This window comes from Streptomyces sp. NPDC058877 (genome assembly GCF_042742855.1).
Taxonomy (GTDB): domain Bacteria; phylum Actinomycetota; class Actinomycetes; order Streptomycetales; family Streptomycetaceae; genus Streptomyces.
The window spans coordinates 1-19,029 of the sequence record NZ_JBHYMF010000136.1; the positions used below are offsets into that span (position 1 = coordinate 1).

At 69.2% G+C, this 19,029-nt stretch carries 18 protein-coding genes and 1 pseudogene; 8 read left to right on the forward strand and 11 right to left on the reverse strand.

Going from position 1 to position 19,029, the window contains the following annotated elements:
• Positions 1-138 precede the first annotated feature (138 nt).
• Complete coding sequence (locus ACFW2Y_RS25940; protein WP_384883819.1) at positions 139-453, reverse strand: hypothetical protein; 315 nt, start codon at positions 451-453, stop codon at positions 139-141.
• Positions 454-2,003: 1,550 nt separating this feature from the next.
• Here ACFW2Y_RS25940 and ACFW2Y_RS25945 point away from each other — a divergent pair.
• Both ACFW2Y_RS25945 and ACFW2Y_RS25950 read left to right on the forward strand, forming a co-directional pair.
• Positions 2,004-2,231 (forward strand): hypothetical protein, encoded by a 228-nt coding sequence (locus ACFW2Y_RS25945; RefSeq protein WP_384883821.1) that lies wholly within the window; start codon positions 2,004-2,006, stop codon positions 2,229-2,231.
• Positions 2,232-2,717: 486 nt separating this feature from the next.
• Complete coding sequence (locus tag ACFW2Y_RS25950) at positions 2,718-3,065, forward strand: hypothetical protein (protein WP_384883824.1); 348 nt, start codon at positions 2,718-2,720, stop codon at positions 3,063-3,065.
• 177 nt (positions 3,066-3,242) lie between these two features.
• Here ACFW2Y_RS25950 and ACFW2Y_RS25955 read toward each other — a convergent pair.
• The 5 genes and pseudogenes from ACFW2Y_RS25955 to ACFW2Y_RS25975 form a co-directional block, all read right to left on the reverse strand.
• Positions 3,243-3,347: pseudogene (locus ACFW2Y_RS25955) on the reverse strand (ATP-binding protein); the annotation flags it as partial.
• Between the two features lie 540 nt (positions 3,348-3,887).
• Complete coding sequence (locus tag ACFW2Y_RS25960) at positions 3,888-4,379, reverse strand: site-specific integrase (protein ID WP_384883826.1); 492 nt, start codon at positions 4,377-4,379, stop codon at positions 3,888-3,890.
• 2 nt (positions 4,380-4,381) lie between these two features.
• Entirely contained in the window at positions 4,382-4,615 is a 234-nt protein-coding gene (locus ACFW2Y_RS25965) for a hypothetical protein (protein WP_384883829.1), read from the reverse strand.
• Positions 4,616-5,010: 395 nt separating this feature from the next.
• On the reverse strand, positions 5,011-7,320 hold the full coding sequence (locus ACFW2Y_RS25970) for an FtsX-like permease family protein (RefSeq protein ID WP_384883831.1): 2,310 nt from the start codon (positions 7,318-7,320) through the stop codon (positions 5,011-5,013).
• Positions 7,317-8,027, reverse strand: a complete 711-nt coding sequence (locus ACFW2Y_RS25975) for an ABC transporter ATP-binding protein (RefSeq protein WP_384883834.1) — start codon at positions 8,025-8,027, stop codon at positions 7,317-7,319. The genes ACFW2Y_RS25970 and ACFW2Y_RS25975 overlap by 4 nt, the downstream gene beginning before the upstream one ends.
• Positions 8,028-8,237: 210 nt before the next feature.
• Here ACFW2Y_RS25975 and ACFW2Y_RS25980 point away from each other — a divergent pair, with 210 nt between their 5' ends.
• Positions 8,238-9,005 carry a sensor histidine kinase gene (locus ACFW2Y_RS25980; RefSeq protein ID WP_384883837.1) on the forward strand — a complete coding sequence of 256 codons (768 nt, stop codon included), beginning with the start codon at positions 8,238-8,240 and terminating at the stop codon, positions 9,003-9,005.
• Positions 9,002-9,727 (forward strand): response regulator, encoded by a 726-nt coding sequence (locus ACFW2Y_RS25985; protein ID WP_384883840.1) that lies wholly within the window; start codon positions 9,002-9,004, stop codon positions 9,725-9,727. Before ACFW2Y_RS25980 ends, ACFW2Y_RS25985 begins: the two co-directional genes overlap by 4 nt.
• A 42-nt stretch (positions 9,728-9,769) precedes the next feature.
• Here ACFW2Y_RS25985 and ACFW2Y_RS25990 read toward each other — a convergent pair whose 3' ends face one another.
• The 3 genes from ACFW2Y_RS25990 to ACFW2Y_RS26000 form a co-directional block, all read right to left on the reverse strand.
• Positions 9,770-9,904 carry a hypothetical protein gene (locus ACFW2Y_RS25990; RefSeq protein WP_384883842.1) on the reverse strand — a complete coding sequence of 45 codons (135 nt, stop codon included), beginning with the start codon at positions 9,902-9,904 and terminating at the stop codon, positions 9,770-9,772.
• Positions 9,905-10,308: 404 nt separating this feature from the next.
• Positions 10,309-11,301, reverse strand: coding sequence for a CU044_5270 family protein (locus ACFW2Y_RS25995; RefSeq protein WP_384883845.1), 993 nt, complete (start codon positions 11,299-11,301; stop codon positions 10,309-10,311).
• Positions 11,298-11,927 (reverse strand): RNA polymerase sigma factor, encoded by a 630-nt coding sequence (locus tag ACFW2Y_RS26000; RefSeq protein WP_384883848.1) that lies wholly within the window; start codon positions 11,925-11,927, stop codon positions 11,298-11,300. Before ACFW2Y_RS26000 ends, ACFW2Y_RS25995 begins: the two co-directional genes overlap by 4 nt.
• 20 nt (positions 11,928-11,947) lie before the next feature.
• On the opposite strand from ACFW2Y_RS26000, the gene ACFW2Y_RS26005 reads away from it, so the two are divergent.
• The 4 genes from ACFW2Y_RS26005 (at position 11,948) to ACFW2Y_RS26020 (ending at position 16,985) form a co-directional block, all read left to right on the forward strand.
• The gene (locus ACFW2Y_RS26005) at positions 11,948-12,235 is read left to right on the forward strand and encodes a hypothetical protein (RefSeq protein ID WP_384883851.1); all 288 of its coding nucleotides are present in this window, start codon (positions 11,948-11,950) and stop codon (positions 12,233-12,235) included.
• Between the two features lie 272 nt (positions 12,236-12,507).
• On the forward strand, positions 12,508-13,395 hold the full coding sequence (locus tag ACFW2Y_RS26010; RefSeq protein WP_384883853.1) for a universal stress protein: 888 nt from the start codon (positions 12,508-12,510) through the stop codon (positions 13,393-13,395).
• Entirely contained in the window at positions 13,382-16,123 is a 2,742-nt protein-coding gene (locus ACFW2Y_RS26015) for a cation-transporting P-type ATPase (RefSeq protein ID WP_384883856.1), read from the forward strand. The genes ACFW2Y_RS26010 and ACFW2Y_RS26015 overlap by 14 nt, the downstream gene beginning before the upstream one ends.
• Before the next feature lie 178 nt (positions 16,124-16,301).
• Positions 16,302-16,985, forward strand: a complete 684-nt coding sequence (locus ACFW2Y_RS26020; protein ID WP_384883859.1) for a universal stress protein — start codon at positions 16,302-16,304, stop codon at positions 16,983-16,985.
• Between the two features lie 63 nt (positions 16,986-17,048).
• On the opposite strand, the gene ACFW2Y_RS26025 is transcribed toward ACFW2Y_RS26020, so the two are convergent.
• Both ACFW2Y_RS26025 and ACFW2Y_RS26030 read right to left on the reverse strand, forming a co-directional pair.
• Positions 17,049-18,245 carry a cation:proton antiporter gene (locus ACFW2Y_RS26025; RefSeq protein ID WP_384883860.1) on the reverse strand — a complete coding sequence of 399 codons (1,197 nt, stop codon included), beginning with the start codon at positions 18,243-18,245 and terminating at the stop codon, positions 17,049-17,051.
• Positions 18,242-18,727, reverse strand: a complete 486-nt coding sequence (locus ACFW2Y_RS26030; RefSeq protein WP_384883863.1) for a cation:proton antiporter regulatory subunit — start codon at positions 18,725-18,727, stop codon at positions 18,242-18,244. Before ACFW2Y_RS26030 ends, ACFW2Y_RS26025 begins: the two co-directional genes overlap by 4 nt.
• Between the last annotated feature and the right edge of the window lie 302 nt (positions 18,728-19,029).

Consider the following 19,029-nt stretch of genomic DNA (forward strand, 5'->3'; position numbering starts at 1 on the left):
ATGCAAGACGCTCGGCTGGGATACCCCAGCCGAGCGTCTACGTGATCTACTCACCACCTGAAACCAAGTGGTGTTGTGACGACCCCTTGAACGCAAGCTGTGCGTACCGGCCCCTTCATCGTCTGCAAGAGGCTTCGTTCAGCCGGTGGCTCGCTGACGGAGCGGGACGACGATCTGCTGGCCGGTGGCCTTCTCGCCCAGGCGGAAGAATTTCACCTGACCTTCAGCATGGGTGTACTCAAGCCATCCGTCCTTCTCCAGCTCCCTGCGGGCGCGGGAGAAGTGCGGGGCGGGACACCCGGTCAGCTCAGCCAGCTCGGCCCCGGTCTTCTCCACGGGGTGTTCCAGGCCGCCGTGGATTGCGTACACCATCAGCACGTTCTGCTTCAGGTGCGGAAGGCCGCTTATCCGCTGCTGCAGTGCGGCGAGCTCGGGGTACGGGCTTCGAGACATCGGACTTGTCCTTCGCGGCTGCGGGTCGCCCCGGCATGGTCGGCAGGTGGTAGGCGGCGGCTTCCTGGGCCTGTTCCTCACCGGACAGGCTGGACACGATGTGCGGGCTGGCCCGGTACTTGATCGTACGGCCGATGACCTCTTCAACGAGGAAGAGCTTGTTCTCCGCGAGCATCTTGGCGATCCTGCGGGTGGCCTGAGGGGTCAGCCCCAAGTACTTGGACGCCTCGCTCGCGGTGGCCCCGCCCTTCTCGTACGTCTGGATCGCGAAGTAGAAGAAGACGCGGAAGGCGTCCCCCGTGATCCCTGACTCGTGAGCCAGCATCTCCAGGACGCGAGGGAAAGAGAACTGTCCGTGCCGGCCGCCGAACTGGTACGTCGGCCGACGCCGCTGATCGTCTTCCCACAGCTCCTGGACCTCGCCGGTCGCGGGGTCATACAGCTGGCGGCGGGCGCCACTGGCTCTCCGTTGCACTTCTGTCCCCTGACCTGTGCGTTCTTGGTCCCGCACGTTACCACTGACGACATGTCGTGTGTGGTAGGCGAAAGAACCTGGCGATTCCTTCGAAGACCATTGACGACATGTCGTGGGGGGTAACCGAAGGAACCCTGAGGTTCGTTCGCTTACCCCCCACGACATGACCCTCAGCGTCATGTATCGGCATCTCAGGATGCCGATATCAGGACCCTCCGATGCCGATATCAGGATCCTGAGATGCTGTTCCTCTTGGTGTTTCCGCAGGTCAAAAGGGCGAGGAGGTTGCGCCCTCTCTATGCAGGGAAACCACCACTCACCACAGGAGTCATGCGGCCGTCGTCGTCGCAGGGGCTCCGCCCCCACACCCCCGCCAGCGCCCACGCCGCGCTGGACCGGCGAGCGGGCTCCCGGCCGGGACGCTCCGCGTCCCACCGCTCGCTGTGGTGCACCGCCACAGTCGAAGCACTGCACGCCTATGGATGCGAGGCGCCAACATGGAAGGCGTGGCCGGTGCCGGAACGTGGCTGAGCTGACCTACTGCCCTTGGAGCGGACACTGCAGCCTGTGTGGGGCTGACGTTCTGTGGCTGGGCTTCAACAACGGGCCCCGACGAGTGCAGCGAGGTCGTCAGGCAACCCCCAGTACGGTGGCGTGGACCCGATCACAACCTCAGGGGGAGCTCGTCATGAAGCATGCTGCGTGGGTGGCAGTTGGTGCCGCTGCGGTCTTAGCCATGTCGGTGTCAGGGTGCGGGGTCACAAGCGACTCACATACAGAGAGGCCTCTGGCGGACCCTGGTTCCGAGGCCGGGTCCCAGCAGCTCCTCGCCGTGGCTACGGCCTATCAGGAGGCACGGAACGCAAGGGACTGGCAGAAGGTCTGCGCGATGCGAACCGACCGCTACCGCCACGGGACGGTGCAGGAGTGTGTTGCCAGCAGACAGACGCCTGCCACAACCCCGCCCAGCACACCCACTACGACCCCCTCCCCGCTCGTCTACGCCGACGGATCGACCATGCCCCCGCCCGCAAAGCCCACGAGCAGCGGGCCTGAGCATGCTGAGGTCGGCCCCGTGAAGGCCAGTTCACCCAAGCCCGTGCCCGCCTTCGCCGACCACCCTGCCGGCGTCGGCGTCCTGGTCCAGTACACCTACACCTGGCCCACCGAGACCGGCGTCAGCACATACGTCCTCCGCCTCGTCCCGAACGGCGACCAGTGGCTGGTCGACCAAGCCGAAGAGGTCGCGGACTCGGACGAGGCACACGGTGACCCCGTCCGCGACGCGCTCCTGCGACGCTGACCGCCCTGCCAGTGCCAGACCACCGGTACGACGTTGGCCTGACCGGACCGGCCAGAACGTCCAGGTGGCGCGGGTCCGGGAGGAGCCGAGGGTGGAGCGCCGCCGGCGTCTGGCCGAGCGGGACCTGGGCTTCGCCGAGTTCTGCGCCCGTACCGGGACGTCTTCAAGCTCGGTCCGCAAGGGCGCGGACGCCTGGAGTCGTAACCCCTCACGGAACTGCTGGCGTTCGGGTCAGCCTGCCCCTTGTGGATACCGCATGCCCCGGTGGTACCGCAGTCAACGACCAGCCGTCAGCCCCTACGGCATCACGGGTTCAGCCTCAGTAGTGGCCGTTGTGGGCCACAACACCCTCGTCACGCAGACTCCCCCTCGACTATGTTGAACGAGTTCAATTATTCTCAGGTGATGGCTGTGGGGGTACAGATGCCAGCGGAACTGACTGCCGCTCGCCGACTCGGGCGCGTGCTCGGGAGGATCGGGCGATGCGTGCTGATGTACGTGCTACTTCACACCGCCGCATGGTTGGCCATCTCGCAAACGGTCTGGTGGGACGAGACCTTTCTGGAGATCATGACGCTAGGGATGGGCATGCTGCTGATCATCGGCGTACCTACCCTGCTCATCGCCATCTTCGCGGCAGGGGTGCACAACCGTATGGACGTAGTCCCGTTCCGCGTCCTGCTTGCCATCCCGCTGATCTTTTGCGCATGGCCCCTCCTTGGCAGCAGCGCAGTCGACCCGCTGCTGTTGCAGGTCATGGCGCAGATCGCCTTCGCCGCGCTGATCCCTGCGCCGCTCTTCCCCGAGGGCTGGCTCGGCGAGACTGACCAGTGAGGAGCGTCCCGTGTACCCGTAGCGTGCCCGAACGGATGGCTGCCACCGGGAAGTAGTGGGGAGTCACGCAGACGGACCAGGAGATGCCCAGGTCAGTGCCGGGCTCCGGGGAACGTCGCCGCAGCGGATAGAGGTGGGGCGATTCAGTTCCGCGGCGACCCGGTACCTGTGGAGGGTTCAGGCGGAGGCGGACCCTCCGTCGATGGCGAAGAGCTTGTTCTTGAGCCGGTAGCTGTTGCCGTTGATCGAGACGACCTCGCAGTGGTGCAGGAGCCGGTCGAGGCTGCGCGCTTCCCCCCCCACCTTCCGTCATGCCAGATGAATACACGCTCAGAGCGACTCAGCACTGCTACACGATGAAAAACAGGACAACCCCTCGCTGACCAAGCAGAATCCGCCACACACCCTCGGCACGGAAACTACTATCGATCATTTGAGTCACCACCTCCCCAAGACCACCAGCCAGGAAGAATCATCACAAGTGCACTATTTGCCGGTCTCCGTGAAAGTGGTCCAGAAGCACGCCCGCCCGCAGTAAACCCGCAGGTCACGCAGTCTGCTCCCCGCGCACGCGGGGATGGTCCCAAATGAACAGTGGGGATGTCACCCTCGCGGTCCTGCTCCCCGCGCACGCGGGGATGGTCCCGCGGGTGTGGGGTTGTCCCAGGTGGGTCGGTTGCTGCTCCCCCCCGCGCGCGGGGATGGTCCCTGGTCGTGCAGCGGGGCCTACCTCCTGGCCCGAAAGCCAGCGAAGCATGGAACAAGCGTTGCCGACACCATCGCGTAGCACGACCCAGTAGTCCGCAGGTGTGCTCTGGAGGTTCATAGACGGCGGCGTGCGGCGGGGTCGCGCTCGGCAACGTGCCGGGCGACTGCGTCGACGCCTGGGCGGGCGTACCGCTCCAGGGAGCGTACGGGGGCGTGCCGGGAGCGGGCCAGCAGCATCGGGGTGGAGGTGCCGCCCTCGGCGTCGTGTGTGAGCGCGGAGTGCCGCAGCCGGTGCAGGGTCCAGCTGTCCAGGTCCTCGATGCCCTCGGGCGAGGCGAGCGGGTTGGCCAGCAGCCGCGTGGCGTACTCGAAGATCTCCTCGGCCCGCCGGTAGGACAGCCGAGCCCGTCCGGTCTCTGGGCACACATCGAGCATCGGTGTTCCGGCTGGGGCCTTGCGGTCGGTGAGGAACAACGGGCCGCGGGTGCGCCGGGAGATGAGGCGGGGCAGGAGTTGGGCGGCGTCGGACTGCCAGTGAATCCATTCCGTCGCCCTGCCCCTTGCGGTGATTCTGCCGCGCTTGTCCTGCGGGTAGAGGTCTTCCACGTTCAGGCACAACACCTCGTCGGCGCGGGGTCATCGATCGCGGCGAGAGGGAAGACGGGCGGCTTCGCGCCCCGGCGGGCGGGCCCGGTCGGCGCCGGTTCGCCGGCGAACATCCACCCCCACGTCGTCAGCGAGATCCGGTAGATCCGCGTGGAGGGCTTCGCGATGCCCGCGCCGGTGAGGTACCGCTCGACCGCCGCGGTGTACGAGGAGGGCGGGGCGGACAGGGGCACCACTTGGGCGCGGCAGCCGGAGCGCGCCCCCACTCCCGAGTTCGGTCACCGGTTCGATCGTTATGCCCGCCCCGCCCTTCCGGCACTGCCGCAGTAAATGCGTATACCTCGCCCCGGAGACCGGAATCGTCCGCCGCAGGTCGCGATGATCACGGTAGAAGCTCCGCCGCAGTAGATCCGACATCTACTGCGGTATCACCCCGACGATCCATCAGGCGTCGGAAGTCTGACAAGCAGACCTCGCGGAGATCGGTCAGTCGGATCGAAGGCAACGCGCTGATCGCCCGGTTCTGGGCGCGGCGCGCCGTGTGGCTTGACTCGCCGCTGGCGGACCCCACGCCATGACCGGACCGCTTCCTGCGCTGACTCCGCCCCAGAGGCTGGTGCTGACGGGTGATCTACTCGGTGTGCAGCACCGAGGCGATGGTCATCCGGGCCGCCGACCGGGCCGGGACCAGGGCGCCGAGGACTGCGATCGCCACACCCGCCAGGAGCATCGCGGCCAGCTGCGGCGAGTGCCACACGTCCTTCATGTACTCGGGGAAGTCGACCACCCTGACATGGCTTACGACGAGGCGGTGCGCCACGATCCCGAGCGGGATGCCGAGCAGCCCGCCGACCGCGCCCAGCCCGGCGACCGAGGTCACCGTCATCACCACCACCTGCCGGGGGGTCATCCCGATCGACTTGAGCATGCCCAGGTCCCGGCGCCGCTCACGGGTGTTGAGCAGAACGGTGTTGAAGACACCGAGCGACGCGACGAGCGTCAGCAGCACCGTGAACACCGTCGAGAAGGTGATGACGGTGGCGGTGCCGGCGTTGCCGGAGTCCATCACCGATGTGTGCAGGTCCGGGTCGAGCGTCGTGACCGCCTCGGCGTAGGCGCGCGCGTCGGCGCCGGGGGCGAGCCGCACCGTGTACTCGGTGGCGTGGGCGTCCGGTGCGAGTTGGGCGAGGGTCTCCCCGGTGGCCTCCAGGGCCCGGGCGTTGCCCTCGATGAGCTGACCCACGACGGTCGCGGTGATCTTCCTGCCGTTCAGCTCCAGCGTGACCTGGTCACCGAGCTTCAGCCCGCGCTGGGTCAGGAACGCCGGACCGGCCACGATCTCGCCCGCCGCGGCCGGCGCCCGGCCCTTGACGATGGTGTGCTCGTACGAGGAATCGTCGCCGCGGTAGAAGTCGGCGAAGACGGGCTGGGTCTGCCCGGTCATGTTCACCTGGGACAGCGCGCGGGCCCGTACCCCCTCCGCACCCGGCAGGGACCGCAGCCTTTTCTCGATCTGCAGGTCATTGAGCCGGGGCGGGGTCCGGTCGTTGCCCGACTCTCCGGTTGTCACGTGGATCCTGGCGCCTCCGTCCTCCCGCCCGACATTGCCGTACGCCACCATGGTGCTGGTCAGTCCGGTCGACAGGGTCACCGTGGTGACCCCGAGGACTATGGCCGCCAGGGTCAGCAGGGTGCGGCTGGGGCGGGCGAACGGCTGGCCGAGGCCCAGACTGACCGGGCGCGGCAGCCGGGTGGCACCGAGCATCCGCTGGACGCGCAGCCCGCGCCCGGTTCGCGGCGCGTTGCCCGCGCTGATCGCCCGTGCGGCGGGCAGCCGGTGGGCGCGCAGGGCGGGGACCAGCGCGGCCAGCAGGACGAGGGCAGGCATGCCCACGAGGCAGGCCACGGACACCCACGGGCTGATGCCGCCGACCGAGGCGCGGCCCACGTCGATGCCGGTGAACGCGCCCTTCAGGATCGGCCCGGCCAGCGCGTTGCCGGCCAGCGTGCCCAGCCCGCAGCCCACCACCGCCGGCACGGAAAGCATCGTCAGGTAGACGGCGACGACCTGGTTGGGGGTGAAGCCCAGGGCCTTGAGCACCCCGATGTGCCGGTACCCGGAGACGACCGCCCCGCTGACCACGTTGCCGACGATCAGGGTGGAGACGAGCACACCGAGGATGCCGAAGAGCGTCATGAACGGGAGGTAGGAGTCGGCCAGCGCGGAGAAGGCCTGCTTGAGGGTGAGGTAGGTCTGAGCGCCGGTCAGCGAATCCTTGGGCAGTCCCGTGGTGGCCCGTGCCAGCGAGGCGCTCAGCTGGGCCTCCGTCGAGGAGTCGGTGAACCGGTACAGCATCTGGGCGGAGGTCGGGTGCAGTGCGGCCATCTGCTCGGGCGAGACCCAGGCGCTCGCTGACTTGCTCATGCTGGCGGCGAATCCAACGACGGTCAGCGTCGCTCCGCCGGGGGTCTCCAGCTTGGTGCCGAGCAGCTCGGGGCCCGGGGAGCCCTGGACGGACCAGTTGACGACGATCTCGCCAGGTGCGGTGGCCCAGTGTCCCTCAAGGAGTTCGATCCGGTCCACGGGGCCCGCCGGATCGGCCCGGCCCACCACCGTGAGGGTGCCGCCCGCCATCCAGAGCCAGTCCTTGGGGATGTCGACGACGGCCTGCCCGAACGGCCCGGCCGCGGCTTCCACCCCGGGCTGCCGGGCGGTCCGCGCCAACTGTTCCTGCGAGACCTTCGTGGTGTCGAAGGCCGCCACCGTATGAGCACCGCGCTGTGCGGCGTAGGCCTTGTCGAAGGGGCCCGAGGCGGCGCTCAGCAGCGCCAGAGCGAGCAGGACGGTCGTGGTGGAGCAGAGCACGACGAGCCCGATGACGAAGGTCTGGAGCCGACGGCGCTTCACGGCCGCGCGCGAGGCTCTCCATACGGCGCTCACGCGGTCGCCTCCAGCGTGCTCTCGCGGGCGACCCGGCCGTCGGCGACTTCGATCAGCCGGCTGGCGCAGCGGGTGGCCAGCTGCGGATCGTGGGTGACGATCAACAGGGTCTGGCCGATCTGGTTGAGGTCGATCAGCAGATCCATCACCTGCTCGCCCGACCGGCTGTCGAGGGCGCCGGTCGGCTCGTCGGCCAGCAGCAGGGCCGGGCGGTTCATCAACGCCCGTGCGACGGCGACGCGTTGCCGCTCGCCGCCGCTCAGCGTCGCAGGATAGTTGTTCCGGCGCTCGGCGACACCGAGTTCGTCCAGGAGCTCCAGGGCACGGCGGCGAGCCTGCCGGACCGGGGTGCCGGTCAGCTGCGCGGCCAGCGCCACATTGTCCAGGACCGGCAGATCGTCGATGAGGTTGAAGAACTGGAAGATCATGCCGACGTTTCGCCGTCGGAACAGCGCCAAGCCGGTCTCGTTCAGTTTCCCGAGGTCATGACCATGTACCTCGACGGTGCCCGAGGTCGGTCGGTCCAGGCCGGCCACCATGTTGAGCAAGGTGGACTTGCCGCAGCCGGAGGGGCCCATCACGGCGACCGCGTCCCCCGCCCTGATATCCAGGGACAGGCCGTTCAGGGCCTTCGCATCGCCGTACTCCTTGTGCACGCCGTCCAGCCGCACCACTACTTGTCGGGCACTGTCGTGATCAGTTGTCATGGTTCGAACTTAGGACGGAGTCCGCGGACGGGGCGTCACCCTCCGGATGCATCCGTCCGGGCAGGTCATCCCGGGGATGTACGGAGCTGCATCCGGGGGCTGATGTGGGGCGCGTCGCGCAGCTGCGAAGATGTTCCGGTGTGGGGATCTGGCACGACGTGGTTGGTCATAGCCCTGGCGGCGGCAGTTGGCGCCGCCGGGTGTCTGTGCGTGGCGGCGGTCCGGGCGCGGCGGCTGCACCAGGCGGCCATTGCGGAGCGCGGCTGGCTGCTGGAGCGGGAGCGCGAGAGCGCGGCGCGGACCGCGGTCGACGCCGAGCGGGCCAGGATCGCCACCGAGCTCCACGACATCGTCAGCCACAACGTGAGCCTCATGGTGGTCCAGGCCGGGGCCGCCCGCGAGGTGCTGGCCACGATGCCCGAGGAGGCCGCGGCGGCGATGAGCGCCGTCGAGACCGCCGGGCGGAACACGATGACCGAGCTGCGGCACCTGCTCGGCCTGCTCGCACCCGCGCAGAACGGCGACGACGAGCCCTACGGTATGGACCTGTCACCGCAGCCGAGCTTGGACCGGCTCAGCCCGCTGATCGACCGGATCGTCTTTGCCGGCCTGCCCGTGGAGATGCGCATCTCGGGTGAGCCGCGTCCGCTGCCGACCGGAATCGATGTCACCGCCTACCGGATCATCCAGGAGGCCCTGACCAATGCCCTCAAGCACGGGGACGGGGCGAAAGCCGAGGTGACGGTGCGATACGCGGACCACTACCTGCGAGTTGAGGTGCTGAACAGCGGACCGAGCGTCCTGTCGGGCAGCCGGCCCGCGCGGAGAGAGCCGGTCCACGGCCAGGCGGACGGAACGGGACGCGGGTTGCTCGGCCTGCGGGAGCGGGTCACCGTCTACGGCGGCGACCTGGACGCCCGCCGCCGCCTCGGCGGCGGCTACCGCGTCCGCGCCCGGATCCCGCTGGACCGGCCATGACGACACACACTGAATCCGCCCCTCGCGTCGTGATCGCCGACGACCAGGAGCTGGTCCGTACCGGCTTCCGCCTGATCCTGAACGCCCGCGGCATCGACGTGGTGGGCGAGGCCGGCGACGGGGTCGAGGCCGTGGCCGCCGTGCGGAGGCTGCGGCCCGACGTCATCCTGATGGACATCCGGATGCCCGCTATGGACGGCCTGGAAGCCGCCCGCCGCATACTCGCGCAGGCCCCGGGCTGCCGGGTGATCATGCTGACCACCTTCGACCTCGACCAATACGTCTACGCCGCCCTCGCCGCCGGAGCCAGCGGATTCCTGCTCAAGGACGTCACCCCCGCGCATCTGGCCGCTGCCGTACGCCTGGTCGACACCGGTGACGCCCTGCTCGCCCCCTCGATCACCCGCCGCCTGGTGGAGCGCTTCGCCCCCAGCGCCCCCAGAACCGGTTCGGGTCTCGCAACGCCAGCCGTCCACCGAGACCTGGCCGCGCTGACACCGCGCGAACGCGAGGTGCTGACGCTCATGGGGCGGGGTCTTTCCAATTCCGAACTGGCGCGGGAACTGACGCTCAGTGAGGCGACAGTGAAGACCCACGTGGCCCGGATCTTCGCCAAGCTGACCCTGCGCGACCGGGCCCAAGCCGTCGTCCTCGCCTACGAGACAGGACTCGTCTCACCGGGCGAGTCCGCTGACACCGCCAAGCCGTGGGGGCGAAAATGAGCGTCGCGCGGTGTCCCGAGGGAAGCGCGCGGGCGGCGGTGGCTACGAGGCTGCGGCGGTGGCTTCGGCGGAGCGTGGATGCGGCACGCTGACCGGCAGTCCCAGATTGAGCCGCTTGTCCATGTCGAGGCGGAAGGTGCCGTACGAGTTGTGAGGTGCTCCCGGTGGTGTGGACACTCTGAGCAATGGATCTTGTAGATCTGAGGAAGGGTGTCCTGGTGGGACGGAAGTCTCCGTCAGCCCGACCGTGACGTCGCTCAACAGCCGGCGAAGCGCCACTTGGTCCCGGTCCTTCGTCATTCGCTGATGATCGCAGTCAGGCGTGTGAGCGGTCACTGGTCCTGCCGGGCATTTGCGCCGACGGCCAGGTCGGCCCCCAGACGTGGAGGTACCTTGAGTACCCCATGTCCGGCTGCGGGCACTGATCCGCGCCGGAGCGTTTCAAGGCGCTGGCGTCTGCGGGGCGGTGACGGCCATCGGCGGCACGGCGGTGGCGGCGGCACCGTGGTGAGTCCAGAACGGGCAGGCCTAATGTTCGACCTTGTTGGCTCTCTCGGCGATGTATCCCGACGCGCGAGCCTTTAGGGGGTCTGCCCGGCCTCGGTGACGATGCCACTGCTGACGAGGGCGACGGAGGTGACGACGGTGCCGGCCTTGCCCCAGGCGTTGTCCTTGAGGAGGACCGTGCGCTCGCCGAGGAGTCGGGCCGTGCTTGTGTCGAAGATCCACTCCTTGCGTTCGCCATCGTGCACGCGGGCGACGGCAATCCCGCGGCGCCCGGCCGCGTCCACGGCGTCGGGGGCGACATCGACCCCGGGGATGAGGGCGGCAGCGCGGTAGAGCGCAGCAGTCGTTGCAGAGGGAGTCACTCCGTTGCGCAGCAGATCGCCGATCGTGACGAACGCCTCCTGGTCCGGTCCTGTCGTGGAGCCCGAACCGGCGCCGTGGTTCTTCTCAGCGTCATCACGGATGAGCTTCAACAGGGCGTGAGGGTCGGTCGGCAAGGAGGCCAGGAAGTTGTACGTCGGCGAGTTCAGGTTGGCGGGGCCCTCCGGCAGCAGCTTGTCCTTGCCGGCCTTGCGCTGCAGAGTCCGCTCGCTGCCGTCCACCGACGTCCACTGCTCCATGCCCTCGTCCTCGCGCAGGAGCTCCATCTGCCCGGCCTTGTTCTCGGACAGCACCGACGTGTGGCCGACCGTCTTGACGTACACGTACTGCCCGTCGAGCACCTTCGTCTGCGACGTCGCACTGGCCGCCAGCGCGGCCCTCTCCAGCACCTGTACCGATGCCGCCGAGGCCGGCGGCACGTTCGGGGCACCCGTGGTTCCCGAGCCGAGACCGAGAACGACGACGGTCGCGCCGGCGGCCATCGCCGCGCCCAGCACCAGCACCATGCGTCGTCTCGGCCGCAGGACGGAACGGGACGAACGGGATCGCGTCTGCCGGTCGATCTCGCTCATCAGATGCCGACGGCGGGCTTCCGTCCGTCCGGGCGCCGGATCCGAGTAGGCGGCCGGCGGCAGCACACGCCTCGCCTGCTCCCGCTCTGCCTGTTCTTGCTGCTCCGCGTTCATCGTGTACCCCTCCTGTGGGAAGCGCGGGCCGCTGCCGCCCCGCTATCCGGTATGTGTCCGCTGCCGCTTCGCGGTTCCACCACACGCGGATCTGCCGCCAACTCCTCGTCGACGAGCCTGCGCAGCTTCTCCCTCGCGCGTGAGAGCCGGGAGCGCACGGTGCCCACCGGAATCCCCAGCGCCTCGGCGGCCGCCGCGTATCCCAGATCGGACCAGACGACCAGGGCGAAGACCTCGCGCTCGGTCCGCTTCAGGCGCTGCAGCGCACGGGCTGCGGCGGCCAGCCGCTGCGCGTCGGCCATCTGCCCGACCACCTCGTCCGCGAAGTCGGGCGACGTCCCCGGGAGAGACAGGCGGGACATCGCCTCCCGATGCCTGCGGGCCGATCGGGAGGTGTTGCGCATGACGTTGGTCGCGATGCCCAGCAGCCACGCCCGGACGCTTCTGACTTCCTCGCGCAGCTTGTCGCGTAACCGCCAGGCCTCCAGGAAAGTGAGGGACATGACGTCCTCGGCGAGGGCCCAGTCGCCCGTCGTGCGGACGGCATGGGCGTAGACGACGCGCGCATGCTCGTCAAAGATCTCAGCGAACGCCGCCCGGTCACCGGACCGGACCCGTTCATTCAAGGGAAGCTCCACATCAAGAAGTGTCCGAACGGCTCCGTCGGTTCCACTTCTCCTCCGCCAGAGCAGGGCACATCGGCATCGGCACCGCACTGGGTGCCGTGGCAGCCGGCTTCACCGCCCATGCCTTCGGACTGCGCGCCCCCTTCTACGCCGGGGCCGTCCTCCTGTTCGCCGCCAGCCTGATCAGCACACGATCCAGCGAGAAGACCGCGCCACCCTCCCAGAGCGCAACGGCCGTCGACGACGGTGCTACGGGAGCACACCGCAGCACCGGATCCACACCAGCAGACGACGCGGAGACTCGCTGACTCCAGGGCGACTACGGGACTCCGGCCACGTTCACCCTCTGCCCGAATCGGTCGCAGCGCCCAGGACTGAGCCGTCGCAGTGAATACCGGATTTACTGCGGCAGTAGACGCAGCGAAGTCAGGCTCCCCCTCGCGACGAGGTCGGAGCCGGGTGGTGTTCACCGGTGCCGTGGGCGGCGAGGCTGGCCTGTGGACGTCACGCGACTACTCGGGCACATGTGGTAAATGGGATGCATGTGCATGATGATCGGCGTTTGTGCGGGAGGCTCACTGTGAGCGGGCCGGTTGTGGTCGGGGTGGACGGCTCGCCGTCGAGTCTGGACGCGGTCTCGGTGGCGGCCCGTGAAGCGCGGTTGCGCGGGTGCGGGCTGAGGGTGGTGCACGCGTTCATCTGGCCGGCGATGCACGTGCCGCTCGGTCCGTCGCCGCTTGGGCCTGCTGAGGGCGGGTTGCGGAACATGGTGGGACGGCTGGTGGCGGAGGCGGTGGAGCATGCGCGTACGGTGGCGCCTGAGGTGGAGGTCAGCAATGCGGTGGTGACGGGTGACGCGTTGACTGTGATGGAGGCCCAGTCGCGCACGGCATCCCTTGTCGTGGTTGGAAGCCGGGGCATGGGCGGGTTCGTCGGTCTTCTGGTGGGTTCGACGGCTGTGCACCTGGCCGCGTATGGCCGCTGTCCGGTCATGGTGGTGCGGGGTGAGTCCGACCGGACCGGCCCCGTCCTGCTGGGGGCGGACGGTTCACCGGCGGGCGAGGGGGCGGTCGAGTTCGCCTTCGAGGCAGCCAGCCTCCGCGGAACGGGCATCGTGGCCCTGCACGCATGGACGCCATGGAGCGTGGCCGTCACTCCGCCGCAAGATCCGTCGATGCCCTATGCACTGGAGCCGGGCATACTCGCGGCCGGAGAGGAGCGTCTGCTGGCCGAGGCCGTCGGCGGCCAGCGGGAGCGTTACCCGGATGTCTCGGTCGAGCACACCTTGGTACGCGGCGGCACCCGGGAGGCGCTGATCGACGCGAGCAAGAACGCGGGATTGATCGTGGTCGGTGCCCGGGGCCGCGGCGGGTTCACCGGTCTGCTCCTCGGATCGGTCAGCCAGGCTCTCCTCCACCACGCGCACTGCCCGGTCGTCGTCGTACGTGGATCCGATGCCTCAGGGTGAGGAGTCCGGAGCGCCCGGACGAGACGGCGGGGCCACGCGCGACGCGCATCACGGGCTGAGTGCCCCTGAGGTCGTGCTGCTCTTGGAGAGCGATGCCGATCGCGGCCTCAGCGAGGAGGAGGCCGCGCGGCGGCTGGAGCGGTTCGGCCCCAACGCGCTGCCCTCGGCCGCGGGCGCCGGTCTGCTGCGGCGGGTCCTGCGCCAGTTCCACCACCCGCTGATCTACGTCCTGCTGGTCGCGGGCGCGATCACGGCGGCGCTGGGCGAGTACGTCGACTCGGCGGTGATCTTCGGCGTGGTGCTGGTGAACGCGCTGGTCGGGTTCGTGCAGGAATCGAAAGCCGAGGCCGCGCTGGAGGGACTGCGGGCAATGGTCCGCACGACGGCCACGGTCGTACGCGGCGGCCGCAGACGACAGGTTCCCTCGTCGGATCTGGTTCCCGGGGACCTGGTGCTGGTGGAGGCCGGCGAGAAAGTACCGGCCGATGTCCGGCTGCTCCGGGAGACGGAGCTGCGTGTGGACGAGTCGGCGCTGACGGGGGAGTCTGTCCCGGTGTCGAAGGACGAGGTGGTGCTGGACACGCGGACCCCCGTCGCCGACCGGCGCAACATGCTGCACTCCGGGGCGCTGGTAACCGCCGGACAGGGGGCGGGGATCACTGTGGCCACCGGTACGGAGACCGAGCTGGGGCAGATTCACCGTCTGGTCGGGGCAGCCCAGACGCTGGCGACACCGTTGACCGTCAAGCTCGCCGCGTTCAGCAAGGTCTTGACCGTCGTCATTCTGGCGCTGGCCGCGGTGACCTTCGCGATCGGCCTCGTCCGCGGGCAGGGCGCGGTGCAGACGTTCACGGCCGCCGTCGCCCTGGCAGTGGGAGCGATTCCCGAGGGGCTTCCGGCAGCCGTGACCATCACTCTGGCCATCGGCGTGGCCCGGATGGCCCGGCGCCGGGCGGTGATCCGCAGGATGCCGGCCGTGGAAACGCTCGGCAGCACCACAGTCATCTGCTCCGACAAGACCGGCACGCTGACCGAGAACCAGATGACGGTGCGGGCGGTGTGGACACCCGATGGCACCTTCGACGTGACCGGCTCCGGGTACGACCCCGAAGGCGTGCTGCACGACGCGGCCGGTGCGGTGGTCACCGCCGAAGCGGACCGTGCCCTGTGGTGGTGCCTGCTGGCGGGCGCCGCCTGCAACGACGCAGTCCTCGTCCGCAAGGACGGCCGATGGGACCTGCTGGGCGACCCGACCGAGGGCGCCATGCGTGTCGTGGCCGACAAGGGGCGCCTGAACGCGGTGGACGTGGCCGAACGCTATCCACGCGTCGAGGTGATCCCTTTCAGCTCCGAGCGGCAGTACATGGCCACCCTCCACCGCGACACCGGCACCGCAGGCCACCTGGTCCTGGCGAAGGGCGCCACCGAACGGATCCTCGCCCTATGCACCGGACAGATGGCCCGCGACGGCAGCGTCCGGACGCTGGACCCCGCCGCCGTCCTGGCAGCCGCCGAGCACCTGGCCGCCGACGGTCTGCGGGTCCTGGCCACTGCCGCGCTGCCGTCCGTGGACCCGGACACCTTCACCGAGCACCACCTGCCCGGCACCCTGGTCCTCACCGGGCTGCAGGCCATGCTCGACCCGCCCCGTCCGGCCGCCACCGCCGCGGTGAGCGCCTGCCACACCGCCGGCATCACCGTCAAAATGATCACGGGCGACCACGCGGCCACCGCCTCCGCCATCGCCGGCCGCATCGGACTGCTGACCAGCCCGGGCCCACGCGAGCGGGACGTGCTCACCGGCGCGGATCTGACGGCACTGCCCGACCGGGACTACCCCGAAGCCGTCGACCGGGCCCACGTCTTCGCCCGGGTCTCACCCGAGCAGAAGCTCCGGCTCGTCCAGGCCCTGCAGGAACGCGGGCAGGTGGTGGCCATGACCGGCGACGGCGTCAACGACGCCCCAGCCCTGCGCCAGGCCAACATCGGCGTCGCCATGGGACGCGGCGGCACCGAGGTCGCCAAGGACGCCGCCGACATGGTCCTCACCGACGACGACTTCGCCACCATCGAAGCCGCCGTAGAAGAAGGCCGCGGCGTCTTCGACAACCTCACCAAGTTCATCGTCTGGACCCTGCCCACCAACATGGGCGAGGGCCTGGTCATCCTCGTGACCATCCTGCTCGGCGCCACCCTGCCGATCCTGCCCACCCAGATCCTGTGGATCAACATGACCACCGCCGTCGCCCTCGGCCTGATGCTCGCCTTCGAACCCAAAGAGACCGGCATCATGACCCGGCCGCCCCGCGACCCGGCCCGCCCCCTGCTCACCGGCGCCCTCGCAGTCCGCATCCTGCTGGTCTCCGCCCTCCTCGTCGCTGGCGCCTGGTGGCTGTTCAGCTGGGAACGCGACACCGGCGCGACCCTGCCCGAGGCCCGCACCGCAGCGGTGAACCTGTTCGTCACCGTCGAAGCGTTCTACCTCTTCAGCTGCCGCTCCCTGACCCGCTCCGCCTGGCACCTCGGCCTGCTCAGCAACCGGTGGATCATCGGCGGCATCCTCGCCCAGACCGCTGGACAGCTCGCCCTTACCTACCTGCCGGCCATGAACCACCTCTTCCACACCGCACCCATCAGCGGCGCGGCATGGCTGAGGATCCTCGCCCTTGCCGCACTCGCCTCTCTCGTGGTCGCCATCGACAAGCGCCTGCGACACCACCTCATGTGACCCCGAACCTCCCGGTCGACCGGGCCTGCCGTCCACCGCCCGGGGAACTGCCCAGTCGCCCTGCGCGGGTTGTCCCGGATCCGGGCCCCTCCACCCCAGCACCACCGTGACAGCCAACACATCACGCGCGACCTGTGACCCTCCAGCCAGCCCGAACCCTCACCACCTGGAACCCGCCATGAGTAATCTCGCACTCGCCCTCATCGCCCTGGGGGCCTGGATCTCCATCGGCCTCACCACCGCCTGGTGGATGGCCCGCAAGGGCTTCCGCCACTGGGGATGGCCGCTCATGGGGATCATCTTCGGGCCGGTCCTGGCCCTCGTCGCCGGCGAGCGCACCCAGCTGCACCGCCTCGGACCGCTCGCCCAAACAGAAGTCGGTCCGCCCGGCCCGGGCGGCCTGCGAGTGCTGGTGGGCGTGGACGGCTCCCCGCAATCCCTGGCCGCGCTGGACCAGGCCGCCAACCTTCTGGGGCCGTACGCGCAGGCCTTCGTCGCCGTCGAGGTGGTCGGGTACGACGCGGCCGACAGCGAAACGGACCCGAGCATCACCGCGGCGGAAAACCACCTGAGGACCGTCGCCGAGCGCGCCGCCGGGCGGGTGACGCACTGCGACATCATCTCCGGGCCACCCGCGCAGGCGCTGATGAGTTACGCCAAGGAACAGGACATCGACCTCATCGTCGTCGGCACACATGGACGCGGCCTGTCCCGCCGCCTCCTCGGCAACGTCGCCCAGCAACTGGTGCGCCAGCACACCGTGCCCGTTCTCGTCGTCGGCGACCACCGACAGGCATCCCTCGATGAAGCCCAGGAGGGAAGCGAACTCCCGCCCCCTTCACACCGCACCGGATACCCGTAAGCGCGCACCTCGCCCTCCCGGTACTCATCGCGCACTCCTCCGCCGACCCAGGGGCTGCGCCCGTCATCGCCCCGCTGCAGCACCGCCGGTGCGCACCTGCACGCCTGTCCGCCCGCTGGGCTCTGGGCGAGTCCCGGCGAAACGGGTGAGGACCGGACCGGTCACGGCGAGCAGCAGGACGTAGGCGGCCACCAGGGCGCCGAGCCGGTCCTGCCGGACCCCGGCCAGGCCGATCATGACGAGGGAGAACTCGCCACGGGCGATGAGCGCGGTGCCGGCCCGCAGCCGCCCCCGGGACCCTGCACCCTCCCGCCGTGCGGCGTACCAGCCGGCCGCCATTTTCGTCAGCGCCGTGACCACCCCCAGCAGCAGGGCGGCGGGAAGTACCGGCAGCAGCGACTCCGGCCTGACCGACAGACCGATGGAGAGGAAGAAGACCGCGGCGAACAGGTCCCGCAGCGGGCTCAGCACCTGCCGTGCCCGGTCGGCCACCTCGCCGGTGAGGGACAGCCCCACGATGAAGGCGCCGACCGCGGCGGAGATGTGCACCGCCTCGGCGAGCGCAGCGACGATCAGTGTCACGCCGAGAACCCGCAGCAGCAGTTGCTCGTCGTCCGGACGTAGATGCAGCAGCAGTCGCCCGAGATGGTGCCCCCACCAGTACGACACGGCGAGCGCGGCCAGGACCGCGCCGAGGGCCAGCAGGATGCCCAGGAGTGCCTGCCGCCAGGTGCCGCCGGCGGCGACGACCGCGAGCAGCGGGAGGAACGCGGCCATCGCGAAGTCCTCCAGTACCAGCACGGACAGTACGGCCGGGGTCTCCCGGTTGCCCAGGCGCCCCAGGTCACTCAGAAGCCGGGCGATGATGCCCGAAGAGGAGATGTAGGTCACGCCCGCCAGAGTCAGGATCCCGGTGGCGTTCAAGCCCAGCAGCCATCCCGCCGCGGCTCCGGGTGTCGCGTTCAGCACGAGATCGACTGCCCCGGTCGGCAGATGGCGGCGGAGGCTGGCGGTGAACTCCGGCACCGTGAACTCCAGGCCGAGCACCAGGAGCAGGAGGACCACGCCGATGCCCGCTCCGGTCTCCACGAACGGGCCGGCGGCCGGAACGGGGGCGATGCCTCCCTCGCCCAGGGCCAAACCCGCCAGGAGATAGAGCGGGATGGGCGAGAGTGCGAAGCGCCGGGCCAGCGTCCCGAGCAGACTCAGCGCTGCCAGGATGATCCCCAGCTCCAGCAGCAGGGCGACCGATACGTTCACCGGTCAGCCTGGATGATCTGCTCCACCCGGGCGATCCCGTCATGGGTTCCGATCACTACCAGCACATCCCCCGCGCGCAGCACCTGCTCCGGCCCCGGGGAGGGAATCACCTCTTCGCCACGTACGATCGCCACGATCGACGCACCGGTCCGCGTCCGGGCTCTGGTCTCCCCTAGCGGATGGTCCACGAAAGGCCCGCCCGCACGTACCTCAACCTGCCCGGCACTCAGCCCCGGCACCTCCTTGGTCAGGTCCGCGAACCGCTCTGCGATGCGCGGGGCTCCAAGGATCTCGGCGAGAGTGTCGGCCTCCTCGCGGGTCAGACGGAATGCGACCCGCGCCTCGTCCGGATCCGTGCCCTCATACGTCATCAGCTCGAAATCGCCGGACCGGAGCGCGATGACGCACATCTGATCCCCCTCGTGGGTGGCGAACTCATAGCGCATCCCCACCCCGGGCAGCAGCACTTCGTTGACGTCCATGCCGCCAATCATCACGTCGCGCGCAAACCAGCACAGCAATAAAGGAAGAGGGCATATGGGGGTTTCAGAAGCCGTATCTCAACTGATCATGGAATGGGTGGGTCGAACGGGTTTCCCGTCGGGGTGATCTTCCCGTTGTCCGCGCATGAAGACAGGGCCTCTCGGTAGCTCGGGGATGCGAATCTGACCGAGCAGTGCCGGGAGGCCCTAGGGAGCGTATTTGGTTGTGATCATCAGGTGGTCCGGGTGAGGTCTTTGAGCCAGATCATCGAGGCGCGTAGGTAGAGGCCGGCGAGGTAGCT

Coding starts and splice junctions, on each gene's coding strand:
- ACFW2Y_RS25995 (WP_384883845.1), bottom strand. CDS start 11,301: ATGAACGCGGAGCAGCAAGAACAGGCAGAGCGGGAGCAGGCGAGGCGT.
- ACFW2Y_RS25985 (WP_384883840.1), top strand. CDS start 9,002: ATGACGACACACACTGAATCCGCCCCTCGCGTCGTGATCGCCGACGAC.
- ACFW2Y_RS26015 (WP_384883856.1), top strand. CDS start 13,382: ATGCCTCAGGGTGAGGAGTCCGGAGCGCCCGGACGAGACGGCGGGGCC.
- ACFW2Y_RS25940 (WP_384883819.1), bottom strand. CDS start 453: ATGTCTCGAAGCCCGTACCCCGAGCTCGCCGCACTGCAGCAGCGGATA.
- ACFW2Y_RS26030 (WP_384883863.1), bottom strand. CDS start 18,727: ATGGACGTCAACGAAGTGCTGCTGCCCGGGGTGGGGATGCGCTATGAG.
- ACFW2Y_RS25975 (WP_384883834.1), bottom strand. CDS start 8,027: ATGACAACTGATCACGACAGTGCCCGACAAGTAGTGGTGCGGCTGGAC.
- ACFW2Y_RS26020 (WP_384883859.1), top strand. CDS start 16,302: ATGAGTAATCTCGCACTCGCCCTCATCGCCCTGGGGGCCTGGATCTCC.